This window comes from Mesorhizobium sp. P3_B5 (assembly GCF_056402815.1).
This window is the reverse complement of the sequence record NZ_JBFUGR010000002.1, coordinates 174,394-199,127: the sequence shown is the minus strand read 5'-3', so window position 1 is coordinate 199,127 and position 24,734 is coordinate 174,394. Positions and strand designations below refer to the sequence as shown.

The window sequence follows — 24,734 nt, the reverse complement described above, 5'->3', positions numbered from 1 at the left end:
GAGCAAATGGTGCACTGTCACGGTAATCGTAATCCCAAGAACAAAATGGAGCCGGCGTGTCGCTTTCGGCTACATCGCGCTGTTCCAGGGAACGCCGCTCTTGATGCAGCTGTTCCTGATGTTCTTCGGCCTGCCGATGCTGGGCCTGCGCATCGAGCCATGGACGGCCTCCGTGCTCGGCCTCACACTGGCGCAATTACGCCCGCACGCTCGAAAAGCAGGCGCCGAAGCGCTGAGCCGCAAGCATGTTGTGTTGATCGGTATCGACGGCGAGAGCGCAGAGAGATGGCGGACCGTCACTGCTTCGACGACCGTGCCCGTGCTGCCTTTGATCCCCGACTAGCCGCGGCCGTCCGCCTTTAAGATGGCATCGCCCCCCAAACCTCCATTTCTGAGTCGGCGACGCAGCGCGCGGCTGCCGCACGAATCGGCTTAAGTCAAGAAGATTCCAGCTTGCGAGCCGGGTATTTTGCTGACATGCTCAATTTTTTATGGGGTTTTGCACCGTGGCAGGTGTTCAAATGGAAGGGCAAAAGCATGGCAAAGGAATCTTCGAATACCGCTTCTTCTGAAAAGAAGGCGGACGCAAATCTGATAGGTAACGCAGAAGGAAACGGGCTGAACTTCATGGGAGTCCAGGCTCGCGAAAACGGAGGCCCCGGCGACGCTGTAGGTGTCGACAAGATACGTGACCTGCTGTTCGGTAACCAGATGCAGGACTATGACCGTCGCTTTTCCAAGCTTGAAGAACGGGTCTTGCAGCGCTTCAAGGATGTCGAATCCGAAGCCAAGCGCAATCTCGACATGTACGAGTCAAATGCAAAGAAGCAGGTCGATTCGCTTGCGGGGCAATTGCGGAGCGAAAAAGATTCACGAGCCGATGCTGACAAGGAGATTGACCGGAATCTTCGCGAGCAAAACCAGGCACTTGAAAAGCAGGTGCGCGCGTTGTCGGATCAATTGAGCGCGCTTGAGCGCGACGTTGCAGACCGGATAAATCGAAACGATCATTTGCTGCGTGAGGAAATCAAGCAGAAGAATGAAGGCGTTCAGATGCTGATAGAGAAAATGTTTGCCGATGTCAGCAACGTCAAGACCGACCGAAATCTCTTGGCTGGCCTGTTTGTCGAGGTTGCAAAATGTCTGAACCAGGATCCCGTCGGCAGCAAGGGCAACTCGGACCGTAGTTGGAAAGTGAGTTGATGGGACCTTGACGTCAACCGTCGACCCAATCAACCTTCCGCAAAGAACAGCCTCGAACGATACAGAGATTGATCGCGAGGCTCTGGCTCGTCTTTTGATCGAAATTGCCCGGAACGTTGATCCGGACTACCGTGCGCGTTTCGACGGAGTTCCAACCGCCGATCCTCGCATGGAAACGCTGCGCCAGTTGCTGGTCAGCCGCGAAATTTCGGAGCTTTCACGGGTGACGCATCTGCTCGACGAACCCGAGCAGCTTGCGGCAGCAGTGGGCGACGTTCTCCCCAGTGCAGCCGCACGAGCGCCTCATGCGCAGCTCGGCGAGGCCCTTGCGCCAGCTGTCGAAAGGGCTGTGCAACGGTCGATCCAGAAGAGCCCGCGCACGCTGACGGATATATTATACCCGGTGTTTCTGCCGGCAATTCGCAAGTCGATCGGGGAAAAGATCGACCAGACCTTTCAGTCGCTGAATGAAACTTTAAGACATATATTTACCTGGCATGGTCTCAAGTGGAGATTTGAGTCCTGGAGGACTGGCGCCAGCTTCTCGGAAGTTGTTCTGAAGCATTCTCTTGTCTATCGCGTAGAACATGCCTTTCTCATTAGCCGCAATTCCGGGCTATTGATTGCGCATGTAACTGCCGATAATGCAACGAGTGAAGACCCTCAACTCATTTCCTCGATGCTTAGTGCAATTCAGGATTTTGTGAAAGACTCATTTAACGAGAAAGAGCAGAGCAGCCTGGACACTATTCGTTTTGGCGACCTTCGTCTCTGGTCAGAAGTTGGACAATTTGCGACTTTGGTTTCGGTAATCCGAGGAAATCCGCCAGAGGAATTACATGAAATAGTTCGCGATGTATTGCTTCGTATCCATGAGGAATCCTCAGAGGTTTTGGCGGAGTTTGACGGCGACAGTTCGCAGCTGGCCGGCGTAGAGTCGCAGTTGCAGACATGCGTCGAGCTGAAGCAGGAGGAATCGAACCAGGGATTTCCGTGGCTGGTGGTGACTGCGGCCCTGCTGCTTTTGAGTCTGGCAGGCGGCTGGTTCTTTCTTTCCTGGCAATCCGGGCAGCGCTGGCAGGCCTATGTATCGCGACTGGGGACCCAGCCGGGCATCATCGTGGCCGAACAAGAGATACGCGGTGGCCAATTCTACATTGCCGGCCTGAGGGACCCGCTTGCCGCCGACCCACAGTCGCTGTTGTCGGGAACGCAGGTCGATCCCGCCCGCGTTCATTCGCAGTGGCGGTTCTATCAGAGCATTGAGCCGGAGTTCGTGTTGAAGCGGCTGACGGCGTCGCTGACTCCGCCGGATACAGTACGACTTTCGATCGTCAATGATCGCATCGTTGCCGAGGGTGAGGCTCCCGACACGTGGATCAACCGGGCGCAGGCCGCCGCCCAGCAACTTTCGGCGGGCGGACCGGAATTCGACATCTCCAAGGTTCGCGATGTGAGCCCCGAAGCACGCGCGGCGGAGCACTGGCAGGCCTATGTATCGCGACTGGGGACCCAACCGGGCATCATCGTGGCCGAACAAGAGATACGCGGTGGCCAATTCTACATTGCCGGCCTGAGAGACCCGCTTGCCGCCGACCCGCAGTCGCTGTTGTCGGGAACGCAGGTCGATCCCGCCCGGGTTCATTCGCAGTGGCAATTCTATCAGAGCCTTGAGCCGGACTTCGTGGTGAAGCGGCTGACGGCGTCGCTGTATCCGCCGGATACAGTACGGCTTTCGATCGTCAATGATCGCATCGTTGCCGAAGGTGAGGCTCCCGACACGTGGATCAACCGGGCGCAGGCCGCCTCCCAGCAGCTTTCGGCAGGCGGACCGGTATTCGATATCTCCAGGGTCCGTGATGTAAGCCCCGAAGCACGCGCGGCGGAGCGCTGGCAGGCCTATGTGTCGCGACTGGGAACCCAGCCGGGCATCATCGTGTCCGAACAAAAGATACGCGACGGCCAATTCTATATTGCCGGCCTGAGAGACCCGCTTGGCGCCGACCCGCAGTCGCTGTTGTCTGGAACGCAGGTCGATCCCGCCCGGGTTCATTCGCAATGGCAATTCTATCAGAGCCTTGAGCCGGAGTTTGTGTTGAAGCGGCTGACGGCGTCGCTGTATCCGCCGGATACAGTACGACTTTCGATCGTCGATGATCGCATCGTTGCCGAGGGTGAGGCTCCCGACACCTGGATAGATCGGGCGCGCGCAGCGGCCCGACAGCTTTCGGCAGGCGGACCGGAATTCGACATCTCCAAGGTTCGTGATGTGAGCCCCGAAGCACGCGCGGCGGAGCACTGGCAGTATTATGTGTCGCGACTTGAGGCCCAACCGGGAATCATCGTCGCCCAACAAACGGCGAGGGGCGGACATTTCTACATTTCCGGCCTGAGAGACCCGCTTGCCGCCGACCCGCAAGCTCTGCTGTCCGGAACGGAGGTTGATCCTGCCCGCGTTCATTCACAGTGGCAATTCTATCAGAGCCTTGATCCGAAGTTCGTGGTGAAGCGGCTGACGGCGTCGCTGACCCCGCCAAAATCGGTCCGCCTTTCGATCATCCAGGGTCGCATCGTTGTCGAGGGCGAGGCTCCTGCCACGTGGATCAACCGGGCACGGGACGCCGCCGAACAACTTTCAGCGGACGGAGTGGTTCTGGATGTCTCGCAGCTGCGTGAGCTGAACCTTGCAGAACTTAATCATTTGCGAGAAGCCATCCAGGCGACCGATATTTTCTTCTCTTCCGGCAAAGTTGTGCCGGGACCAGAGCAGACGCCGGTTCTCGACAGATTGGCGGATCAACTAAAGGAATTCGCCCAAAATGCCCGCAAGTCAGGCGTAACGGCGCGGTTCATGTTGACCGGGCATTCGGACACCACGGGCCGTGAGACGGCCAACGCGTCGATCAGCGCCGCCCGCGCCGAGACAGTTCGTGCGCTTCTCAACAAGCGCGGCGTCGCTCCGGAACTGCTGCTGGTTCGGGGCGCGGGCACCTTTGAGCCGGCAGTGCCTGAAAATAGTCAAACTGGTAGCTCCATCAATCGCCGAGTTTCGGTTACGGTAAACCTGGACTAGGGCGGAGCCCAAGATGTTGCAAAAAAAGATCTGTATGTTGGGCGGGTTCTCCGTCGGAAAGACGAGCCTGGTTCGCAGGTTTGTGCAAAGCATCTTTTCAGAAACCTACCTGACCACGGTGGGAGTGAAAATCGACAAGAAGAGTGTCGCACTCCCGGACAAAACCGTGGATCTGATTTTGTGGGATTTGGCCGGCGAAGACGATATCGGCTCATTCCGCGTCAGCCATGTGCGAGGTGCGACCGGGCTCGTGCTTGTCGTCGATGGAACCCGCGCCGCTACTCTTGCCGCAGCGCTCACGCTGCGCGAGCGGGTCGAGGCCGAATTCGGCGCTATGCCGTTTGTATTGCTGTTCAACAAATCCGATCTGGCCGATCGGTGGGAAATATCGGATAGCGAGATTGACGAACTGAGGCAACGTGAATGGCAGATCTATCTAACAAGCGCGCTTTCGGGCGAACATGTCGATGATGCGTTTCTTCAACTTGCTTCGATGGTCACCAAATAGACCATGCATAGATTGCCAAGAGAAGTCGGAAGCTGGATTTACAATTTCTTCTACAACGAGCACTCTATCGCATATGTGAAAATTGACGCCCAGCTTTGCATAGCGGCGAAGGGCGGTAACGTTAAACATTACGGGCTCTCATCCCTTCGCATCGGTAAGCCTGTTACCGATCAGCTTGAATTCATGGAAGGTTTGCTGCCTTGCCCGGAGCTTCCATATCATATGCCCATGGTCGAACTGCCCAGCGGGCGTGTCGCGGACCTTCATCTTTTTGCTGACGATGCCTGCGTGTGGCTGCTCTTTCTTGATGCCACTGCCGAACGCGACAACAGGCAGCGGCTGCAACAGAAGGCTTACGAAATGACGCTCCTGCAAGAGAGGGAGCGTCAACTCAACGAGAAATTACAATCGATGAACGAGGCGTTGAGGAAGAGCCAGGAGGGATTGGCGCATGAATACCAGCGTGCCGAGACCCTACTCCTCAACATTCTTCCGGCGTCGATCGCGGAGCGGTTAAAAGCGCACGAACAAATTGCAGACAACCACGCAGAGGTGAGTGTGCTTTTTGCCGACATCGTTGGTTTTACGGAAAGAGCGCGGAGCGTCGGAGCCGAGACGACGCTCGCTATGTTGAATTACTTCTTCAAGGCGGCGGATCTGCTCTCGGAACGATACGGCTGCGAAAAGATCAAGACAATCGGCGATTGCGTGATGGCGGTCGCTGGCCTGCCCGTCGCGCGATCCGATCATGCAGAAGCCCTTGCCCACTATGCACTTGAACTGCGGAAGGCGGTGAAGCGCGAACGCTTCGCAGGAGAACCGATAAGACTCAGAATTGGAATTCACTCAGGACCAATCGTCGCGGGCGTCATAGGCGAAAGGCGGTTTGCCTATGACCTGTGGGGCGACACCGTTAATCTCGCCGCACGTATTCAAACGTCCGCGGAGCCCGATGAAATCCGTATTTCGGATGCAACTCGCAAACTGCTTGGACCAGATTTTGCTTGCGACCCTCTCGAGGAAACGGAATTGCGTGGTACAGGTCGTGTGCGAATGTGGCGGCTCCCGGCCTGATTTGCCGCTTGGCAGTGCCGACCCTGGAGCGCATCGCATCTCAAGCTAGGTGCGCAAGCACTCGACCACCGAGCGACCGTCAAAGGATCCTGAGTTTAAACGTCCGCTCTCGTTCTTCCCTGCATCACCATGCAGTTCCAGCCGACCACCATCGGCAGGCAATTGGCAACCTGCCATCGCATCCTGCTCCTGACGCCTCAGGATCGATGATACACCATTACAGTCCGGGGCTGCACAAACCTAGTACGGTCAAGCCATCGGTGCCGCGCCGCGCCGCTCGAGCGCGGTCTTGCGGATGATCTCCGCGATCTCCGGGCTGCTGCCGCACAGCATCTGGAAATCCGCCGAGTGCAGCGACAGGAGTGAGACCACCGTTGCGGCGCTGACGGTCGCCATACGCGGTTCGCCGCTGATCAGCGCCATCTCGCCGAAGAAGGCGCCAGGGCCAAGCTCCACCGGATTCGGCGTCGCGACGCTGACGCGCCCCTCCACGACGAAGAACATCCGATCACCGGTCTCGCCAATGCGGCAGATCACGGCGCCCGCCGGCACCGTGCGAGGTCTTAACGCGCGCACGATCTCGACCAGCACGGCCGGGCCGAGCTTCTGAAACAACGGCACGGCGGCGACCAATTGCCAATTGCGGACGAAATCCCCGCGACGGACTTCTTGATAGAAGCCCGTGGCAAGAATGCCGGCCCAGAGCCCGAAGATGCCGATGCCACTCATCATGACCGCCCCGGCAAGGACGCGGCCGGCGAAGCTTTGCGGGATAGTGTCGCCATAGCCAGTGGTGGACAGCGTGACCACCGCCCACCACATTGCCTGGGGGATGCTGCCGAACTTTTCCGGTTGGATGTCGCGCTCGATGACATAGGCCGCGAGCGCGACAGCGAACAGAACGACGCCGAAGACCGTGGTGACGCCGATCAGGTTGCGCGCTTCGCTGGCCAGGACCCTGCCCAGCAGCGGGAAGAAAGTCGAGTCGCGCAGCGGTTTCAGCAGCCAGACAGCACAGTAGAGGCTCCGGTCGGGCGTGCCGACGAGCAGAAATGCGGCAAGTGGAACCAAAACCGCGAGCACATCAATGACGATTGCCGGCGTCCTGTCCCGAACCCCGCCCGCCCGGCGCTTGAGCAGCGTCGCGGCCAGTTGCAGGAGATAGGCGCCCCAGATGACAGCGAGCAGGGCAGCCAGAGCCAGTCTGCTTCGTCCGGACATGTCCGGTATTGTGAGCGCAGCCACCGCCAGCAACCCTGGCGCAGCCAGCACCGCGTTGAGCGGCGCGTAAATTCTTAAGAAAGGCAGTACCGACATTCTATGCCCACGAGCGGCTACTACCTTCCAAAATAGATGCCTTCAAGGCAAGCGCAAAGGTGCTTGCTGTCGCTGCGATGTTCTGTGCATCACCAACGGTGAACTCAGATGTCCCGGATTGCTTCGTGACCGGACGTGAACAGACAAGCCATAACCGACGAGAATGACCCGATCCGGACAATTGTAACAGCGACGGAAAACTGAAATATCGGGACGTCGCTTCACTCGAGCCCGATCCACACAAAGCCGTCCTGCTTTCGACAGGGGTATACGATCAGCTTTGCGCGGTTTTTCGAAATGTTACCCGCGAATTCATAGCCCGGCGCGGTACCATCCTGCTGCAGCCGCGCCCAACCCCTGATTTCGCCAGTAGACAGGTCGAAACAACTCTGATGCCAGCGGCAGACCAGGCCAAGATCTGCGGTGATCGTGCTCTCCGTGTGTGGGAGCTTCAGCTTTTCGGCCTGAGCGGAGCTTCGGCGCTCGTAGAACGGCAGATGAAGATGCGGGCAGGCATTGTTGAAGGCGCAATAGCTGTCGGATCCGCGAACGACGACGATGTCGTAATCTTCAAAATCGAGAATCCGGCGTTCATATGGCCCAACCTCGTCTTCGGCAAAAGCGCGAACCCACCTCCTGCCGCCGTGACGGATGGTTTCGCGAAGCCCCTTGGCATTCAGGTCGGCGTCAATTTCGGGCTTCAGCCTGACGATTTCGAACAGGCTCGTGCGCTCGCCGATACCGCGAAGGCGTACCCTGACGAAGTCGCCGATTTCCACCTTGTCGGCGATCTGGTCGCGGAGGGCCTCGGATATCAGCAGTCGCGTACCGGCATCCTTATTGGCGGCCTCGACCCGGCTGGCCAGATTTACAACGTCGCCGATGGCCGTGAGACGTTCGTGTCCAGCAAAACCCAATGTGCCGATGACGGCTTCGCCATAGTTGAGGCCGATACGAATATCGAAATCGATGCCATACATCGAGGCAAAGAACGGCTTCAGACGATCGACTGTGGCGAGGGTCTGAAGTGCGGCGTTTACGGCGCGGAGCGGAGCGTCGGGCTGGTCGTCGATACCGAATATTGCCATGAGCCCATCGCCGATCAGTTTGTCGATGAAGCCGCCATTCTGCTCGATGATGTCGCCGACCTGGGCAAAGTAGCGATTGAGCAGATACATCACGTCGTAGGGGGAAAGCCGCTCCGACAGCGCTGTGAAATCGACAATGTCGCTGAAGAAGACCGCAACATGCCTTGCTTCGCCGCAACGCGTGGCGGCAGAAGTGCCAAGCTGGCTGGTGATCATCATGTCGGTTTCGTCTAGCACCAGGCGTCGGACGCGAAGCTCGCCTTCCGGCCTGAGCTGACAGGCCAGCCGAACCTCATCGGCCAATCTCAACCGGTTCGCCATCAGGGTTTCGTCCGGATTCCGGTCCGGGCAAGCCTCAATGCCGTCGAGAACCCAAACGCGGCATGTCGAGCATTTCGCCCTGCCACCGCATGCGTGGGCAAATGGCACGCCCGATCTGAGAGCCGCCTCAAGCAACGTCTCATCCGCGGCCACGTCGAAATCCACTCCGTCGGGTAAAGCGGTTACTTTGGTCATATCACCGAACACAGGTCCGTCGCGTAACTGGCTTGTCAGTGTAGCACCAATCGGCTCAGGCGATAGAATCGTGCAAAAATTCGGGCACCGACGAAGCCGAAATGGTTCCGTTGCGAAGATCGTGAGCTGGTGCACTCTCTGTTGGCTGGCGGGGCGATGGAAGAAACCGACGCAGCGATGTGATTGCGTCCGAGCCTCTGACCCACCGCGGTCCGACGACAGGCTCGGCTAGTCTAGCCCCAGCGCTCTTTGCGAGGAACGACCGCTCTGCATCGGTGGTGATCGTCCGCCTGCCGGAACACGAATGTCGGCTCGTGGCGCTCAGCGGACCCTTCGATGGGCTATCACGGCGCGCCGTTTATTTAGCCACAATGTCAGGACATCGCGGCCGCCGGGCGTCGGCGGCCATCCGTTTCAATGCCCGAAGGATAGCTGCGGCACGATCCGGTCGCGGCGCAGCCAGCGCGCCAGCAGCAGCGCCGCCACCACGGCCAGTCCCGAGGCCAGGCCGATCCAGATGCCGACGCCGTGCAAGCCGAAATGGAAGGCCAGCAGCACGCCGAGTGGCAGGCCGACGCCCCAATAGCCGATCGCGGCATAGATCATCGGCACCTTGGTGTCGTGCAGGCCGCGCAACATGCCGGCGGCCACGGCTTGCGCACCGTCGAAGATCTGGAACAGTGCGGCAAACGCCAGGAACGACACGGCGAGCGCGACCACCCTGGCATTGGCCGGATTGGCGAGATCGATGAAGGCGCTGATCAGCAGATGCGGCCAAAGGATCATCACCAGCCCCATCAGCGCCATGAAGGAGACGCCGATGACGAAGGCTGTCCAGCCGGCGCGGCTGACACCTTCCGGATTGCCGGCGCCATGGGCAAGGCCGACGCGCACCGTCACCGCCTGGTTGAGGCCGAGCGGCACCATGAAGCTTATCGAGGCGATCTGGATGGCGATGGCGTGCGCTGCCAGCGAAGCGGCGTCGATCAGGCCCATCAGCAGGGCGGCGGCGTTGAAGATCGTCACCTCGAAGGCGAGAATGCCGGCGATCGGCAGGCCGAGCCGCAGCAAGCCCTTGAAGCGCGGCCAGTCGGCTCGCCAGAAGCGCCCGAACAGGCGGTAGCGCCGGAACTTTTTCTCGAACATCACCACCACGGCCAGGCCGACGAACATCAGCATGCTGGACAGCGTGGTGGCGAGGCCGGAGCCGGCAATGCCCATCGAAGGCACGCCGAGATTGCCGAACATGAACACCCAGTTGAAGAAGACGTTGCAGGCGACGGCAACGAAGACGATGGCCAGCGCCCAGCCCGGCCGCTCCAGCGCTGAGATGAAGGAGCGCAGCACGATATAGCCATAGAAAGGCAGCACCGCCCATTCCAGCCAGCGCAGGTAGATGCCGGCCTGATGCGCCAATGCGGGTTCCTGGCCCATCGCCAGCAGAATGGCCTCGCCGTGCCAAAGCACGAGCCAGATCGGGATTGAGATCAGGATCGCCAGCCACAGGCCCTGGCGAACGGTGCGGCGCAAGTCGCGCACCGAATGGCGGCGACGGCCAAGTTCGGTGGCCATCATGGGCGAAGTTGCCAGCATCAGGCCAAGCCCGAAAATCAGCGGCATGAAATAGAGGTTGGCGCCCAGCGCGCCGCTGGCCAGCGTGTCCGGTCCCAGCCGTCCCATCATCATGACGTCGGTGGCGGTCATCGCGGTCTGGCCGAGATTGGTCAGTACCATCGGCCAGGCGAGCGCCAGCGTCGCCCTGATTTCCTGACGCCAAAGATTTTCCGGTGCGCGAGCACCGGCTTCGATCGCAGACATTTCCGCTCTTTCCAGGTGCGGCACGTCGGCAAAGGGCCGGAAGCCGCATTTCAAACGGCAAAACCTTCGGTTTCGCGGCGTTTGCGCCGTCTTTTGAACGAAACCCTAGACGAAGGCAAGGAGGAGGGATGGTGAGCGATTGAGCCAGCAGCAAGCCGGGAGCCTCCGGTGCCGCGTTCACTTGCAGGCCCGGGGCTGCTACGGATTGCCCGGCATATCGGCAGCCGACGCAGTGCCGGGAGGTTTGGATGCAGTTCAGACAGCGAAAAAACCCGGCCGCGATCCCGCGGACAGCGCCGTCCTTCGAGCACATCGTCACCGAGGCGAGCGACAGTTTCCTGTGGCGGCTGGATGACTATCCGTGGGAGCGCAACGTCTGGAACTTCCACCCGGAATACGAAATCCACCTGCTACGAAAATCCTCGGGCGTTGCGCTGGTCGGCGACCATATCGGCGAATTCGGCCCGGGCTATCTCTCGATCGTCGGCGGCGGACTGCCGCATGACTGGGTCACGGCGGTGCAGCCGGGCGAGCTGATCGAGGGCCGCGACATCGTCTTGCAGTTCGATGCGCAAAGGCTGCGCGGATCGGCGGGGCTGTTGCCGGAACTGCGCGAGCTGGAACCGTTTTTGGAGCGGTCGCTGCGCGGCATCGTCTTCCATGGCGACACGGCGCTGAAGGGCGCCGAGATGATGGAGCGGATGGGCGAGGTGCATGGGCTCGCCCGGCTCTGCCTGTTCCTCGAACTGGTGGACCTGCTGGCCCGAACCGACGAATATGAATTGTTGTCGTCGCCGGATTTCTCGCCGGTTCTCGATGCCGCCTCGCTCGACATCATCCAGCGCACGCTGACCTATCTGTTCCAGCACTTCGCCGAGGATCTGAAGTTGCCGGAAGTGGCGGAGCTCGCCGGAATGAGCGAAAGCACGTTTTCGCGTTTCTTCCAGAAGAACACCGGCAACAGCTTCAGCGACCATCTGGCCAAGCTCCGGCTCTGGCAGGCCTGCAAGCTCTTGGCGGACACCGATATTGCCATCACCGACATCTGTTTTCAGGTCGGCTACATGAACATCTCGAACTTCAACCGGGCCTTCATGCGCAAGCACAAAATGACGCCGTCGTCCTATCGCCGGCTGTCACGACAGCGGCTGACAATGCGGGCTTAAGCGACCATTTCAGACCCGATCGGTACTCGTGTGACGGCTCCGGCATTCGCAGGCGGTTTTTTGCGCTGCACAATGCATAAAAGTACAGGTCGACTGCAACGGGGCTTCTAGCATGGCCCGCCGCAACTCCGCATCTTGGCGATGGGTGGCTTGTCGCTCGGGCGATGGTGAGGATCGCAGAACCCGAGGACTTGCGCTTCCTGCGAAGTGTTCCTGGAGGAGAAAAGATCATGCAACCAATTCGGCTCGCTGCGAGCTTGAGCGCAGCTTTCATGCTTTCCGCTACCGTATCCACCGTGGCCCTGGCGCAGGCGCCGGTCTGCTCGGCGCCGGTCAAGGTGCTGGCGCAGCCACGTGACGGCCTGACCCTGCTGGAGGACTCGAAGGACGAGTTCCAGAAGCTCGCCGGCGCCAGCTTCCAGATCGACTACCTCAACGAAAACGACCGCCGGGCCAAATCGCGCGCCGATGCGTCCACCGTCGGCAACTACAACGTCTACTATGTCGACGAAGCCAACGTCGCGCTGTTTGCCTCGTCGAAATGGATCGTGCCGCTGACCGACTATTATCCGGCTGACTATGATTACGCCGATTTCGATCCGGGCCGCCAGAAGGTCGCGACCTATGACGGCAAGGTCTGGTTTGCGCCGCTGACCGGCGGCGGCGACCTGATGGTCTACCGCAAGGATGTGCTGGAAGCCGCCGGCATCCAGCCGCCGAAGACGCTGGACGAGCTGATCGCCGCCGTGCCGAAGCTGACCAATCCCGACAAGGGCATGTACGGCATCGCGCTGCGCGGTGCGCGCGGTTCGGGCGCCAATGTCTGGCGCTGGATGCCGTTCTTCAAGGCCTATGGCGGAAAGTGGTTCGACGGCGACAAGCCGGCTTTCAATTCGGATGCCGCCGTCAAGGCGACCGAGACCTATCTGCAGCTGTTCAAGGATTCGGCACCCGGCACGCAGACCGGCAGCTGGGATGAATCGACCGGTGCGTTCCTGTCCGGCCAGGTCGCCATCCTTGTGGAATCAACACCGCTGTCGGGCATGTCGGTCGATCCAAAGACCTCGCAGGTGGTCGGCAAGGTCGGCTTCCTGCCGCCCCCGGCGCCGCTGACCGGCGGCGGCTATGGCCACGGCCTGGCCATCGCGGCGAAAGCCAACGCCGACGACGCCTCGAAGAAATGCGCCGGCCTGTTCATCGCCTGGGCAACGTCGAAGGAAAACGAGAAGCGCCGGCTCGACGCGCATCAGTTCGGCGAGCTCAACCGCACCAGCATCCTGTCCAGCAAGGAATTCGCCGACATCTACGGCGCCGACCTCGGCCAGGCGCTGGCGGAGACCGGCAAGGTCACGGCTGTCAACTTCTGGCAGGACCCGCGCTGGCCGGATCTCGGCGACCGCTGGGGCATCATCCTCGAGGAGCTGGTCACCGGCACCCGCACCGACATCAAGGGCGGCCTCAACGAGCTTGAAGCGTATGCCAACGAGCTGGTGAAGAAATAAGCTATCCTCCCCCTGCGGCGCGCGGTCTGCGGCATTCGAGCGAATGTTGGGATCTGTGCGCCGCAGGATTTCCGCGCTCCATGCCAGCCAAGCGTTCGAGACACGCGAGATAGATACCGATGCCGCGACGTTCCTCCCTGCCGGTCACCTTTGTCGTTCCGACGCTCGCCATCCTTTTGGTGCTGTCGATGGTGCCGACGCTCTATGCGATCGTCATCGCCTTGCAGAACCGCGAGCTGAGCTCGGCGACCTATTCCTATGTCTGGTTCTCGAATTTTTACGACCTGTTCTTCGACCGCCGCTTTCTCAACGCCGTCTGGGTGTCGGTGAAATGGGAAATCGTCACCGTTGTCGCCACCATGGCGGTGGCCATTGGCCTCGGCGTGCTGATGTTCGAGGTCGCGTCACCGCGCCTGCGCAATTTCTACTGCCTGCTGTTCATCATCCCGGTGCTGCTGCCGCGCGTCTCCGCCGCCTTCGTGTGGAAGTTCGCCTATCATCCGCTCTACGGCATCGCCACCTACCCCTACAGGCTGCTGACCGGCGGGCTGATCTTCGATCCGCTGTCCAAGCCGTCGACGGCTCTGTTTGCCGTCGCCTCGGTCGATGTCTGGCAATGGGGGCTGTTCTTCGCCGTCATCGTGCTGAAGCTACTGGAAACGCTGCCGCCGCAGCCGATCGAGGCAGCAAGGCTCGACCACGCCAAGCGCTGGCAGATCCACGCCTATGTCACGCTGCCGATGCTGAAGGCGCCACTGATCAGCCTGATGTTCGTCAAGATGATCGAGTCCCTGCGCTCCTTCGACCTGATCTATGTGATGACCCGTGGCGGACCGGGCGTCGCCACAGAAACGCTCGATATGTACGCCTTCTCGCAAGGCTTCATCGAATCCGGCAAAGTGTCCTATGCTTCGGCGATGGCCGTGCTGATGATGATCGCCACCGTCATCACCTTCACCATGTTGTGGAAGCGGGTGCAGGCATGAGATCATCTCGCATGAAACCGGGCCGCCTGATCGCCAAAGCCATCCTGGCCTTTGCCGGCTTCATGGCGGTGTTTCCGCTCGCCTGGACGGCGCTCAATTCGCTGAAGAACAATGTCGACATCATCACCCGCGTCCCACGCCTGGTGTTCACGCCGACGCTCGGCAACATCAGCTACATCATCGGCCGCGACAGCGTCATGACCGGCCTGCACAATTCAGTGATCGCCTGCGGCGTCGCGGTGCTGATCGGGGTGGTGCTCGGCCTGCCGGCGGCTTACGCGGTGGCGCGCTACCCCAACCGCTGGGCCGGCGACATCCAGTTCTTCGTGCTGTCGCTGCGCTTCCTGCCGCCGGTGGCGGTGGCCATCCCGCTGATGGTGATCTGGCTGCAGATCGGGCTCTACGACACGCTGGCGGCGCTGATCGTCACCTATTCGCTGCTCACCATCTCGGTGATCATGTGGCTGGCCATTCCCGCCTTCCAGGCCGTGCCGAAGGAGGTCGAGGAGGCCGCCTTTGTCGACGGCTACGGCGCCTATTCGGTGTTCTGGAAGATCGCGCTGCCGGTGGCGGCGCGCTCGCTGATCGGCGCCGTCGCCTTCAGCTTCGTGCTGGTCTGGAACGAATTCCTGATCGCGCTGATGCTGTCCAGTTCCAACGCCAAGACCTTGCCGATCGTCGCCTCGGAACTGTCGCAGCAAGGCATGAACGTGCCGTGGGGCATCCTGAATGCCTCGGTCGTGCTGTTGTCGCTGCCGCCGCTGTTGTTTCTCGGCGTGCTGAGCGGTTTCCTGAATTCCGTTTTCCGGCAAAAAAAGACTTGATGCGAGGACGATCCAATGCGGGCTTTGGTACTTGAGAAAAAAGGCGAACTGGCGCTGCGCGAGATTGCGTTGCCGCTCGATGTCGGGCCGGACGATGTCAAAATCGCCATCCACACGGTCGGCGTCTGCGGCAGCGACGTGCACTATTACACCCATGGCGCCATCGGCAGCTATGTGGTGCGCGCGCCAATGGTGCTGGGCCACGAAGCGTCAGGGATAATCGTCGAGGTCGGCGCCAATGTCAGGACGCTGAAGGTCGGCGACCGCGTTTGCATGGAGCCGGGCGTGCCGAACATGTCGTCGCGGGCGACCAAGCTCGGCATCTACAATGTCGACCCGGATGTGAGCTTCTGGGCGACGCCGCCGGTGCACGGCATTCTTGCGCCCGAAGCCGTCCATCCGGCCGCCTTCACCTACAAGCTGCCGGACAACGTTTCCTTCGCCGAAGGCGCAATGGTTGAACCCTTTGCCATCGGCATGCAGGCGGCGGCCCGCGCCCGCATCGTTCCGGGCGACGTCGCGGTCGTCGTCGGCTGCGGCCCGATCGGCATCATGATCGCGCTGGCGGCGCTGGCCGGCGGGTGCTCGAAAGTGCTGATTTCCGATTTCTCCGCCCCCAAGCTGGAGATCGCGGCCCGCTATCCGGGCATCGTCCCGGTCAATATCGGCGAGGGGTCGCTGGTCGATGCGGTTGCAACGGCGACCGACAATTGGGGCGCCGACATCGTGTTCGAGGCCAGCGGCCACTCGAAGGCGTTCGCCAATCTGTTCGACATCGTGCGCCCCGGCGGCGCGGTGGTGCTCGTCGGACTGCCGGTGGAGCCGGTGAGCCTGAACGTTCCGGCGGCGATTTCGAAGGAAGTTCGCATCGAGACGGTGTTCCGTTACGCCAACATTTTCGATCGCGCCCTGCAGCTCATCGCTTCGGGCAAGGTCGATCTCAACCCGCTGATCACCGGCACCTACGATTTCTCCGACAGCATCAAGGCGTTCGAACGGGCTGCGGCAGGCAGACCGGAAGACGTCAAATTGCAGATCCTGCTTGCCGGCGAGAAGGGCTGAGAGAAACCATGTCCGCGATTGTCTGTTCGAATGTCGACAAATCCTACGGCGCCACCACCGTCATCCGCGATCTGAACCTCAGCATCGAGGACCATGAGTTCGTGGTGTTCCTCGGCCCGTCCGGTTGCGGCAAGTCGACCTTGCTCAGGATGCTGGCCGGGCTGGAGGACATTAGCGGCGGCGAGGTCTCGATCGGCGGCAAGGTGGTCAACGATCTCGACCCGGGTGACCGCGGCATCGCCATGGTGTTCCAGAACTATGCGCTCTATCCGCATATGACGATCTTCGACAACATCGCCTTCGGCCTGAAGCGGCAGAAGGTGGCGAAGGCCGAGATCCAGCAGCGCGTCGAGGCGGTTTCGAAAACGCTCGGTCTCGAGCCCTATCTCGGCCGCAAGCCGGCCGAACTGTCCGGCGGCCAGCAGCAGCGCGTCGCCATTGCGCGGGCCATGATCAAGACGCCAAAAGTGTTTCTGTTCGACGAGCCGCTGTCCAATCTCGATGCCAAATTGCGCAACCATATGCGCATCGAGATCGCCCGGCTGCATCAGTCGCTGAAGACGACCACCGTCTACGTCACCCACGACCAGTTGGAGGCGATGACGCTTGCCGACCGCATCGTGCTGCTGCGGGATGGCAGGATCGAACAGATCGGCTCGCCGGCGGAGATTTATGAGCGACCCGGCAATCTGTTCGTGGCCGGGTTCATCGGCACGCCGAACATGAACTTCATCGATGTGGCGGTTAGCCGGAAAGAGAATGGCTGGGCGCTGACCTGTGCGGAAACGGTGTTTTCCATCGACGGCTCACGCTTCGACCTGCAAGGCGTCGATCGCGCGGTGCTCGGGATCAGGCCTCCGGACCTGAAGACCGCAGGCCCTGGCGCCACCGGGAACCTTATACAGGGCACGGCCGATCTGATCGAGTTCCATGGCAACGACGCGCTGGTGATCTTCGGTTTTGGCGGCAAGGAAATCAGCGCGCTGGTCCCGACCCGCGAGTGCCCGCTCCTGCGCAGCCCCGTCCGCTTCACCGTCGACGAACAGAGCCTGCATCTGTTCGATGCGCAATCCGGGGCGTCCCTGTTGAGACCAGACGCCGGCAAAAGCAGCCTGCCTATCTGATCGCGTCGAGCACCTGCCGCTGCCGGTGCATTTCGAGGAACACCTTGTAGTCGCGGTCGAAGCGTCCTGATGAGGCCGGGTTTGACGGCCGCTTCCTGCCGCCCTGCTGCATGGCGACGCAAGCGGCGTTCAGGTCGGGGAACAGCCCGGCGGCGGTGGCCGCGACCATGCCGGTGCCGAGCAGCACCGCTTCGTCGGCCAGCGGCTCGATGACCGTGCAGCCGGTGGCGTCGGCATAGAGCTCCATCAACAGCGGGTTCTTGGTGTGGCCGCCGGTGACATGCAGCGTGTCGATCAGATAGCCGTTTTCGTTCAGCGCTTCCAGCACATGGCGCACGCCAAGGGCAATGCCGACAGCGGTGCGCCAATAGAGCTTGCACAGGCTGTCGAAGGAGGCGTCCAGCGTCAGCCCGCTGACGACGCCGACCGCATGCGGGTCGGCGAGCGGCGAACGGTTGCCGTGGAAATCCGGCAGCACATGCAGACGTGCGGCGAGATTATCGCCCTCGGCGGTGCGCAGTTCGGCGACGCGACGGGCGATCTTTGCATGCATCGCCGCATCCGGCTCGCCGCCGGCGCCGTGCCAGCGGATGATGTGGTCGAGCAATGCGCCGGTGGCCGACTGGCCGCCTTCCGACAGCCACAGCTTCGGCAGCGCCGCGCCATAATACGGTCCCCAGACGCCGGCAAAAGGCTGCGGGTCGGGCGACATCGCCATGACGCAGCTCGAGGTGCCGGCGATCAGCGCCAAGTGCCGGCCGATATTCTTCTCGTCGCCGGCAAAGCCGCCGAGCACGCCGAGCGCGCCGGCATAGGCGTCGATGACCCCGGCGCCGACGCGACATTGCTCCGTCAGGCCGAGTTGGGCAGCGGCTTGCGCGTTCAGCGCCCCTATATCGGCGCCGACCGGGCTCGCCGTCTCCGGCAGATTGCCATGTTCGAAAAGATCGCCGAGGCCGACGGTTTCAAAGAAGTCGCGCCGCCAGCCTGTCTGCTCATGCGCGAGATAGGTCCATTTGGCGGTCAGCGTGCATTGCGAGCGCGCCAGCGAGCCGCTCGCCTTCCAGGTCAGGAAGTCGGTGAGGTCGAATAGATAGCTGGCTTCATGCCACGTTCCCGGCAGCTTCCGCTTCAGCCACATCAGCTTCGGCGTCACCATTTCCGGCGACATGACACCGCCGATATAGTCGAGCACGGCATGACCGCTCATCGTGCATTCGTCGGCCTCGGCAATGGCGCGGTGATCGAGCCAGACGATGGTGTCCCAGCGCTTTTCGCCTGACACCGATACGCTGAGCTGACCGCCATCCCTGCCGCGCACCACCAGCGAGCAGGTGGCGTCGAAGGAAATGCCGACGATATCCTGCGCCGCGACCCCTGCCTTTTCGCGGGCGGCACGCACGGCGATGCAGACCGCCGACCAGATATCCTCGGAATTGTGCTCGGCGTGATCAGCCTTCGGCTGGTGCATGACGATCGGGTGCTCGGCGCGGCCGAGCAAGGTGCCTTTGGTGTCGAGAATGCCCGCGCGGGCGCTCCCGGTGCCGACATCGACCGCGCAAACGAAGCTTTTCGTCAAGATGCTCTTACTCTCGCTCCCAGGCCTGCAATCAAATCGGGCAATTGCAGCATGTCAGCGAATATAAAGTCCGGCTCACTCGACGCAAGCCGCGCTTTCAGCGTCGGGTTGCCGGCATGGGTGCCGCCGGTGAAGGCAAGGACGCGCATGCCCGCCGCCCGCGCCGCGGCAATGCCGGCCGGGCTGTCCTCGACGACGACGCATTGCCGTGGTTGAGCCCGCATGCTGGCAGCCGCATGGAGAAAAAGGTCGGGCGCCGGTTTTCCCTTTGCCACCATGGCAGCGCTGAACAAATGCGGCTCCAGCAGCCCGAGCAGCCCGGTGATGTCGAGCGAATAACGGATGCGGTCGAGCGTGCCGGACGAGGCGACGCAGAACGGCACGCCGAGCCTGGGCAAAACCTGAGCAATGCCGGGCATCGGTTTCAGCTCCTCGCGAAATTTGCGCATCAGCTCGACGCGCATCGCGGTCAGATGCTGGTCGGTGATCTCAATGCCGAAGTCGCGGCCAAGGATTTCGCGGACGCTTTTCATGCTCTTGCCGAGGAAATGCTCGTAGGCGGTGTCCTCGCTGACATCGCCGCCGGCGACCGCGATCATGCCCAGCAGCGCCTTGACCGACAGCGCTTCGCTGTCGACCAGCACGCCGTCACAGTCGAAAATGACCAGCTCAGGCGCCATGGCCGTCATTGCTTGGTGTCAGAGCTTGCCGGCGATATAGCGCGTCAGCGTCGCACGCGCGCCGTTTGCCCACAGCACGTTGAGCGCATGGGCAAAGGCATCGGCGAATGCTGCCGAGCGGCCGACGTCGCCATAGATGTCTTCCATGGCAAGCCAGGCGCTGGGCGCATCCTTCGCCGCCTTGGCGGTTGCCTGCAGCCGATCCCAGTTGGGATCATTGGGCTCGATGACGGCGCCGCTGTCGGTCGTGCCGAAGCAGTAGCGGCACCAGAGCGCCGATTCCAGCGCCAGGCCAGCGACGCTTTTTCCCGCCTTCAGCCGGTCGGCGATGGTCGGGATGATGAATTTCGGCTGGCGGTTTGAGCCGTCGAGGCAAAGCCGCCGGATGGTGTCGCCGATCTTGGGGTTGGAGAAGCGGCCCTCGATCAACTGGTAGTAGTCTTCCAGCACGGTATCCGGCACCGGCGGCACGGTCGGAATGATCTCGTCGCGCTCGAGCTTGGCGAGAAAGCCGCGCACCAGTGGCTCCTGCATCGCTTCATGGACGAAATGAATGTCCATCAAGCCGGCTGGGTAGGCGATGGTGGCGTGACCGCCATTGAGGATGCGGATCTTCATCAGCTCGTAAGGCGCGACTTCCTTGACGAACTGCACGCCGACCTTTTCCAACGGCGGCCGGCCGGCGGTGAACCGATCCTCCAGCACCCACTGCTTGAACGGCTCGCAGAACACCGGCCAGTTGTCGTCGAGGCCGAATTCGCTGGAAAGGATGCCGCGCTCGCGGTCGCTGGTCGCGGGCGTGATGCGGTCGACCATGCCGTTGGGAAAGGCGACTTTCGTGCTCACCCAGTTTGCCAGATCCTCGTCGATCAGCCGCGCCAGGCCGATAACCCCGTCCGAGGTGACATGACCATTGTGGGGGATGTTGTCGCAGGACATGACGGTGAACGGCACGATGCCGTCGTCGCGGCGACGGATCAGTCCGGCAAGGATGAGGCCGAACACCGTCTTCGGTGTCGCACCCGGCTGCGCATCGGCGACAATGTCGGGATGGGTCGGGTTGAACACGCCCGACGCCGGATCGATGAAATAACCGCCCTCGGTGATGGTGAGCGAAACGATCTTGATCGCCGGATCGGCAAGCTGATCGATGATCGCGGCGGCATCGCCGGGCATCAGGAAGTCGATCATGACGCCGGTGACGCGGGCGCTCATATGGCCACTGTCCTGCTCGACCACGGTGGTCAGCCAGTCCTGTTCCTGCAGCTTGCCCCGGCCGATCTTCTCGCCCTCGAACACGCCGGCGCCGATCAGCGCCCAATCGTGACCGAGGCCGGAATTGAACAGATCGTCGAGATAGACGGCCTGGTGCGAGCGGTGGAAATTGCCGACGCCGAAATGCACGATGCCGGCCTTGAGCGTCGAGCGATCGTACTTAGGGCCGGCGACCTTCGAGGGGAGCTTGGCGAGGACGGAAGACGAGAGTTTCATGGTCATCTGCTTTTACCCTTCGGCCGGACTGCGGCCTGCGTGATCCCGGCCTCTTCTCCCCGTGGAGGGACGGGGAGAAGAGTGCCTTCGCCCCTCAACTCATCCACTGGCCGCCATCGACATTGTAGGTCTGGGCGACGATGTATTCAGCGTCATCGCTGGCCAGGAACACCGCCATGCCGGTCAGGTCCTCCGGCTTGCCCATGCGGCCGTAAGGCACGCCCTCGCCGACGAGCCGCTTCTTCTCGCCCTTTGGCCGGTTCTCGTACTTGGCGAACAGCGCATCGACCTCATCCCACATATCGCTGTCGACGACGCCGGGCGCGATGCCATTGACGTTGATGCGGTGCTTGATCAGGTCGAGCCCGGCTGACTGGGTAAGCGAAATCACGGCGGCCTTGGTGGCGCAGTAGACGGCGACCAGCGGCTCGCCGCGCCGTCCGGCCTGGCTCGCGATGTTGATGATCCTGCCGCCCTTGCCCCTTGCGATCATCGAACGTGCCGCTGCCTGCAGCATGAACAAAGTGCCGGCGACGTTGACCGAAAACAGTTTGTCGTAGCTCGCCTTTGATATCTCGACGATCGGCGCCAGGTCGAACAAAGCGGCGTTGTTGATCAGTATGTCGAGGCCGCCGGTCTTTGTCTCCGCCGCTTTCACCGCCACCTCGATCGAGGTGAGGTCGGAGACGTCGAGCCTGACCGCATAGGCCTTGGCGCCAATCTCGGAGGCTGTCTTTTCGGCAGCCTCCAGATTGATATCGGCAATCGCGACGGTCGCACCTTCACGCACATAGGCTTCGGCGAAGGCTTTGCCGATGCCGCGTGCCGATCCGGTGACCAGCGCCGATTTGCCTTTCAGCCTCACTGCGCCATCGCCTTTCCGTCGGCGCCGAAGCGATGCATTCTGACCTTGTCCGGCGACAGATAGATGGTGTCGCCGTGGCGGACGGGCATTTCGCCGTCGGCTCGCACCGTCAGCGTACCGACGCCGTCTGCCTGGACGTGCAAAAACGTGTCGGAGCCGAGATGTTCGGCGACGCCGACAACCGCTTTCCATTCACCCGCCGTCGTCGAGATGTTCATATGCTCGGGCCGGATGCCGATGGTCTTGGCGCCGTACTTGGCGGCCGGTGCGCCTTCGATCAGGTTCATCTTCGGTGAGCCGATGAAGCCGGCGACAAACAGGTTCTTCGGCGACTTGTAGAGTTCCATCGGCGAGCCGACCTGCTCGATGTTGCCGGCATTGAGCACGACGATCTTGTCGGCCATGGTCATGGCCTCGATCTGGTCGTGGGTGACGTAGATCATCGTCGTCTTGAGCTGATGGTGCAGTTCGCTGATCTCGAGCCGCATGGTGCCGCGCAGTGCCGCGTCAAGGTTGGACAGCGGCTCGTCGAACAGGAAGGCCGAGGGCTGGCGCACGATGGCGCGGCCGATGGCGACGCGCTGGCGCTGGCCGCCGGAGAGCTGGCCGGGGCGGCGTTCGAGATAGTTGGTGAGGTTGAGCACGCGCGCCGCGTCCTTCACCTTCTTGTCGATCGTCGCCACATCCTCGCCGGCCATCTTCAACGGGAAGCCGATGTTCTTGGCCACCGTCATATGCGGGTAGAGCGCGTAGGACTGGAACACCATGGCCAGCTTGCGCTTGGCCGGCGCCTCGCCGGTGACGTCGCGGCCATCGATGTTGATGGTGCCGCCGCTGGTGTCCTCGAGGCCGGCGATGAGGCGCAGCAGCGTGGACTTGCCGCAGCCAGACGGACCGACGAAGACGACGAATTCACCGTTCTCGATGACCAGGTCGAGGCCCGGAATGATGATCGTCGATCCGAAGTGCTTGGACACGTTCTTGAGTGTAATGTTTCCCATGGTTTCCTCCCCCGAAGGGTTATTTTTCGTGGATTGCTTCAGGCAAGGTACGCTACTTCACAGCACCAAATGTCAGGCCGCGCACAAGCTGCTTCTGGCTGAACCAGCCCATGATCAGGATCGGCGCGATCGCCAGCGTCGAGGCTGCCGAAAGCTTGGCCCAGAACAGGCCCTGCGGGCTTGAGAACGAACTGATGAAGGCCGTCAGCGGTGCTGCTTCGGTGGTGGTCAGGCGGATGGTCCAGAACGCTTCGTTCCACGCCAGGATGATGTTCAAGAGCATGGTCGAAGCGATGCCCGGCACCGCCATCGGGGTCAGCACATAGGCGATTTCACCCCACAGCGTGGCGCCGTCCATGCGCGCCGCTTCGAGGATTTCACCCGGGATCTCGCGGAAGTAGGTGTAGAGCATCCAGATCACGATCGGCAGGTTGATCAGCATCAGCATGACCATCAGGCCGATGCGGCTATCGAGCAGTCCGGTATCGCGGAAGATCAGGTAGATCGGGAACAGCACGGCAACCGCCGGCATCATCTTGGTCGAGAGCATCCACATCAGGATGTCCTTGGTCCACTTGCCCGGCGAGAAGGCCATCGACCACGCCGCCGGAACCGCGACGATCAGCGCCAGAATGGTCGAGCCGACCGACAGCAGCACCGAGTTGAAGAAGAACTTGAAATAGCCGCTCTGCGCCTGGACTTCGGTATAGCTCTCGAACGTCCCCGACGGGATCAGGGCAAAGCCCTGGATGGCCTCCTGCTCCGACTTGAACGAGGTGATGATCGTATAAAGGATCGGGAAGAAGATCAGCAGCGCGACGATCCAGGCTGCCGCGGTCGCAACGACCTTGTGTTGGGTGGTGACTGCACGTGCCATCGTATCCTCCCTTACTTGTCCAGGTTCTTGCCGACTGCGCGCATGGCGAAGAAGGCGACGATGTTGGCGAGAATGACGGCGATGACACCGCCGGCGGATGCCTGGCCGATTTTGAACTCCAGCAGTGCCTTCTGGTAGACGAGGAAGGGCAGGTTGGTTGAGGCGTAGCCCGGGCCGCCATTGGTGGTGACCAGGATCTCGGCATAGACCGACAGAAGGAAGATCGTCTGGATCAGGATGACGACGGTGATTGCGCGCGACATGTGCGGCAGCGTTAGATAGATGAAGCGGCTGACGAAGCCGGCGCCGTCCATTTCGGCGGCTTCCTTCTGTTCGCCGTCGAGCGACTGCAGGGCGGTCAACAGGATCAGAGTGGCGAAAGGCAGCCACTGCCAGGCGACGATGATGATGATCGCCAGCATCGGATGCTGCCCGAACCAGTCGATCGGCTGCCCACCAAAGAAGCGCGCTATGTCGGCAAAGACGCCGTATTGCGGATGCATGATCATGTTCTTCCAGACCAGTGCCGCCACCGGCGGCATGACGAAGAACGGTGAGATGACGAGAATGCGCACGATGCCTTGTCCCCACATCGGCTGATCGATCAGCAACGCCAGCATGATGCCGCCGATCACCGTGATCAGAAGCACGCTACCGACGAGGACAAGCGTGTTGAGGATCGACTGCAGGAAGGCCGGGTTGGAATAGAACAGCGCGTAGTTCGAGAAGCCGACGAACCCATCGCGGATCGGGTTGAGCGGATTGTACTGCTGGAAGGAGAACCACAAGGTGATGACCAGCGGCACAATCATCCAGACGAACAGCAGCACCACGGATGGCGCCATCATGAAGCGGGCAAGCGAACGGGTCTGCTGAGTAGCCATGACGGTCACCCTCCAAAGGTCAGTCAGATTTTTAGAGTTGTGCCACAATTCCTAGGATTGTGAAGGCGGCCGCCCGAACTGGGATTCGGGCGGCCG

General features: G+C 61.4%; 20 protein-coding genes and 1 pseudogene. 11 read left to right on the top strand and 10 right to left on the bottom strand.

The window, feature by feature from the left end; translation table 11 throughout:
- Nucleotides 1–16 precede the first annotated feature (16 nt).
- From AC1DVW_RS05985 to AC1DVW_RS05965, 5 genes and pseudogenes are all read left to right on the top strand, one after another.
- Nucleotides 17–241: pseudogene (locus tag AC1DVW_RS05985) on the top strand (ABC transporter permease subunit); the annotation flags it as partial.
- A 296-nt stretch (nt 242–537) separates the two neighbouring features.
- Nucleotides 538–1,203, top strand: coding sequence for a hypothetical protein (locus tag AC1DVW_RS05980; protein WP_477321835.1), 666 nt, complete (start codon nt 538–540; stop codon nt 1,201–1,203).
- Nucleotides 1,204–1,210: 7 nt separating this feature from the next.
- Nucleotides 1,211–4,276: an OmpA family protein gene (locus AC1DVW_RS05975; protein ID WP_477240775.1), complete on the top strand. Its 3,066-nt coding sequence runs from the start codon at nt 1,211–1,213 to the stop codon at nt 4,274–4,276.
- Between the two features lie 13 nt (nt 4,277–4,289).
- Nucleotides 4,290–4,784 carry a Rab family GTPase gene (locus tag AC1DVW_RS05970; RefSeq protein WP_477240773.1) on the top strand — a complete coding sequence of 165 codons (495 nt, stop codon included), beginning with the start codon at nt 4,290–4,292 and terminating at the stop codon, nt 4,782–4,784.
- Between the two features lie 3 nt (nt 4,785–4,787).
- A complete protein-coding gene (locus tag AC1DVW_RS05965; protein ID WP_477240771.1) occupies nt 4,788–5,858 on the top strand; it encodes an adenylate/guanylate cyclase domain-containing protein in 1,071 nt (356 codons plus the stop codon).
- 249 nt (nt 5,859–6,107) lie between these two features.
- On the opposite strand, the gene AC1DVW_RS05960 is transcribed toward AC1DVW_RS05965, so the two are convergent.
- The 3 genes from AC1DVW_RS05960 to AC1DVW_RS05950 all read right to left on the bottom strand — a co-directional run bounded on the left by AC1DVW_RS05960 (nt 6,108) and on the right by AC1DVW_RS05950 (nt 10,597).
- A complete protein-coding gene (locus tag AC1DVW_RS05960; RefSeq protein WP_477240769.1) occupies nt 6,108–7,175 on the bottom strand; it encodes a cyclic nucleotide-gated potassium channel in 1,068 nt (355 codons plus the stop codon).
- Between the two features lie 221 nt (nt 7,176–7,396).
- Nucleotides 7,397–8,791 (bottom strand): adenylate/guanylate cyclase domain-containing protein, encoded by a 1,395-nt coding sequence (locus tag AC1DVW_RS05955; protein ID WP_477321833.1) that lies wholly within the window; start codon nt 8,789–8,791, stop codon nt 7,397–7,399.
- A gap of 402 nt (nt 8,792–9,193) precedes the next feature.
- The gene (locus AC1DVW_RS05950; protein ID WP_477321831.1) at nt 9,194–10,597 is read right to left on the bottom strand and encodes an MATE family efflux transporter; all 1,404 of its coding nucleotides are present in this window, start codon (nt 10,595–10,597) and stop codon (nt 9,194–9,196) included.
- Between the two features lie 248 nt (nt 10,598–10,845).
- Here AC1DVW_RS05950 and AC1DVW_RS05945 point away from each other — a divergent pair, with 248 nt between their 5' ends.
- The 6 genes from AC1DVW_RS05945 (at nt 10,846) to AC1DVW_RS05920 (ending at nt 17,261) form a co-directional block, all read left to right on the top strand.
- Entirely contained in the window at nt 10,846–11,763 is a 918-nt protein-coding gene (locus AC1DVW_RS05945; RefSeq protein ID WP_477321829.1) for an AraC family transcriptional regulator, read from the top strand.
- Between the two features lie 230 nt (nt 11,764–11,993).
- Nucleotides 11,994–13,265: an ABC transporter substrate-binding protein gene (locus tag AC1DVW_RS05940; protein WP_477321827.1), complete on the top strand. Its 1,272-nt coding sequence runs from the start codon at nt 11,994–11,996 to the stop codon at nt 13,263–13,265.
- Between the two features lie 119 nt (nt 13,266–13,384).
- Nucleotides 13,385–14,251 (top strand): carbohydrate ABC transporter permease, encoded by an 867-nt coding sequence (locus tag AC1DVW_RS05935; protein ID WP_477240759.1) that lies wholly within the window; start codon nt 13,385–13,387, stop codon nt 14,249–14,251.
- Between the two features lie 11 nt (nt 14,252–14,262).
- On the top strand, nt 14,263–15,075 hold the full coding sequence (locus AC1DVW_RS05930) for a carbohydrate ABC transporter permease (RefSeq protein ID WP_477274380.1): 813 nt from the start codon (nt 14,263–14,265) through the stop codon (nt 15,073–15,075).
- A 15-nt stretch (nt 15,076–15,090) separates the two neighbouring features.
- Entirely contained in the window at nt 15,091–16,137 is a 1,047-nt protein-coding gene (locus AC1DVW_RS05925) for an NAD(P)-dependent alcohol dehydrogenase (protein ID WP_477321825.1), read from the top strand.
- An 8-nt stretch (nt 16,138–16,145) separates the two neighbouring features.
- On the top strand, nt 16,146–17,261 hold the full coding sequence (locus AC1DVW_RS05920; RefSeq protein ID WP_477321823.1) for an ABC transporter ATP-binding protein: 1,116 nt from the start codon (nt 16,146–16,148) through the stop codon (nt 17,259–17,261).
- On the opposite strand, the gene AC1DVW_RS05915 is transcribed toward AC1DVW_RS05920, so the two are convergent.
- From AC1DVW_RS05915 to AC1DVW_RS05885, 7 genes are all read right to left on the bottom strand, one after another.
- Nucleotides 17,254–18,840: an FGGY-family carbohydrate kinase gene (locus AC1DVW_RS05915; RefSeq protein ID WP_477321821.1), complete on the bottom strand. Its 1,587-nt coding sequence runs from the start codon at nt 18,838–18,840 to the stop codon at nt 17,254–17,256. The genes AC1DVW_RS05920 and AC1DVW_RS05915 overlap by 8 nt on opposite strands.
- Nucleotides 18,837–19,520, bottom strand: a complete 684-nt coding sequence (locus AC1DVW_RS05910; protein WP_477321819.1) for an HAD family hydrolase — start codon at nt 19,518–19,520, stop codon at nt 18,837–18,839. Before AC1DVW_RS05910 ends, AC1DVW_RS05915 begins: the two co-directional genes overlap by 4 nt.
- An 18-nt stretch (nt 19,521–19,538) precedes the next feature.
- Nucleotides 19,539–21,017 carry a mannitol dehydrogenase family protein gene (locus AC1DVW_RS05905; RefSeq protein ID WP_477321817.1) on the bottom strand — a complete coding sequence of 493 codons (1,479 nt, stop codon included), beginning with the start codon at nt 21,015–21,017 and terminating at the stop codon, nt 19,539–19,541.
- 88 nt (nt 21,018–21,105) lie between these two features.
- Nucleotides 21,106–21,876, bottom strand: coding sequence for an L-iditol 2-dehydrogenase (locus AC1DVW_RS05900; protein ID WP_477321815.1), 771 nt, complete (start codon nt 21,874–21,876; stop codon nt 21,106–21,108).
- Nucleotides 21,873–22,877 carry an ABC transporter ATP-binding protein gene (locus AC1DVW_RS05895; RefSeq protein ID WP_477321813.1) on the bottom strand — a complete coding sequence of 335 codons (1,005 nt, stop codon included), beginning with the start codon at nt 22,875–22,877 and terminating at the stop codon, nt 21,873–21,875. The genes AC1DVW_RS05900 and AC1DVW_RS05895 overlap by 4 nt, the downstream gene beginning before the upstream one ends.
- Nucleotides 22,878–22,929: 52 nt before the next feature.
- Nucleotides 22,930–23,754 carry a carbohydrate ABC transporter permease gene (locus AC1DVW_RS05890; RefSeq protein ID WP_477321811.1) on the bottom strand — a complete coding sequence of 275 codons (825 nt, stop codon included), beginning with the start codon at nt 23,752–23,754 and terminating at the stop codon, nt 22,930–22,932.
- A gap of 11 nt (nt 23,755–23,765) precedes the next feature.
- A complete protein-coding gene (locus AC1DVW_RS05885) occupies nt 23,766–24,638 on the bottom strand; it encodes a carbohydrate ABC transporter permease (protein WP_477321809.1) in 873 nt (290 codons plus the stop codon).
- Between the last annotated feature and the right edge of the window lie 96 nt (nt 24,639–24,734).

What these genes read in the sequence shown, in the direction of transcription:
- AC1DVW_RS05905 (WP_477321817.1), bottom strand. Translation starts at nt 21,017, where the DNA reads ATGACCATGAAACTCTCGTCTTCCGTCCTCGCCAAGCTCCCCTCGAAG.
- AC1DVW_RS05885 (WP_477321809.1), bottom strand. Translation starts at nt 24,638, where the DNA reads ATGGCTACTCAGCAGACCCGTTCGCTTGCCCGCTTCATGATGGCGCCA.
- AC1DVW_RS05950 (WP_477321831.1), bottom strand. Translation starts at nt 10,597, where the DNA reads ATGTCTGCGATCGAAGCCGGTGCTCGCGCACCGGAAAATCTTTGGCGT.
- AC1DVW_RS05970 (WP_477240773.1), top strand. Translation starts at nt 4,290, where the DNA reads ATGTTGCAAAAAAAGATCTGTATGTTGGGCGGGTTCTCCGTCGGAAAG.
- AC1DVW_RS05935 (WP_477240759.1), top strand. Translation starts at nt 13,385, where the DNA reads ATGCCGCGACGTTCCTCCCTGCCGGTCACCTTTGTCGTTCCGACGCTC.
- AC1DVW_RS05910 (WP_477321819.1), bottom strand. Translation starts at nt 19,520, where the DNA reads ATGGCGCCTGAGCTGGTCATTTTCGACTGTGACGGCGTGCTGGTCGAC.
- AC1DVW_RS05980 (WP_477321835.1), top strand. Translation starts at nt 538, where the DNA reads ATGGCAAAGGAATCTTCGAATACCGCTTCTTCTGAAAAGAAGGCGGAC.
- AC1DVW_RS05895 (WP_477321813.1), bottom strand. Translation starts at nt 22,877, where the DNA reads ATGGGAAACATTACACTCAAGAACGTGTCCAAGCACTTCGGATCGACG.
- AC1DVW_RS05960 (WP_477240769.1), bottom strand. Translation starts at nt 7,175, where the DNA reads ATGTCGGTACTGCCTTTCTTAAGAATTTACGCGCCGCTCAACGCGGTG.
- AC1DVW_RS05945 (WP_477321829.1), top strand. Translation starts at nt 10,846, where the DNA reads ATGCAGTTCAGACAGCGAAAAAACCCGGCCGCGATCCCGCGGACAGCG.
- AC1DVW_RS05930 (WP_477274380.1), top strand. Translation starts at nt 14,263, where the DNA reads ATGAAACCGGGCCGCCTGATCGCCAAAGCCATCCTGGCCTTTGCCGGC.
- AC1DVW_RS05925 (WP_477321825.1), top strand. Translation starts at nt 15,091, where the DNA reads ATGCGGGCTTTGGTACTTGAGAAAAAAGGCGAACTGGCGCTGCGCGAG.
- AC1DVW_RS05920 (WP_477321823.1), top strand. Translation starts at nt 16,146, where the DNA reads ATGTCCGCGATTGTCTGTTCGAATGTCGACAAATCCTACGGCGCCACC.
- AC1DVW_RS05940 (WP_477321827.1), top strand. Translation starts at nt 11,994, where the DNA reads ATGCAACCAATTCGGCTCGCTGCGAGCTTGAGCGCAGCTTTCATGCTT.
- AC1DVW_RS05965 (WP_477240771.1), top strand. Translation starts at nt 4,788, where the DNA reads ATGCATAGATTGCCAAGAGAAGTCGGAAGCTGGATTTACAATTTCTTC.
- AC1DVW_RS05890 (WP_477321811.1), bottom strand. Translation starts at nt 23,754, where the DNA reads ATGGCACGTGCAGTCACCACCCAACACAAGGTCGTTGCGACCGCGGCA.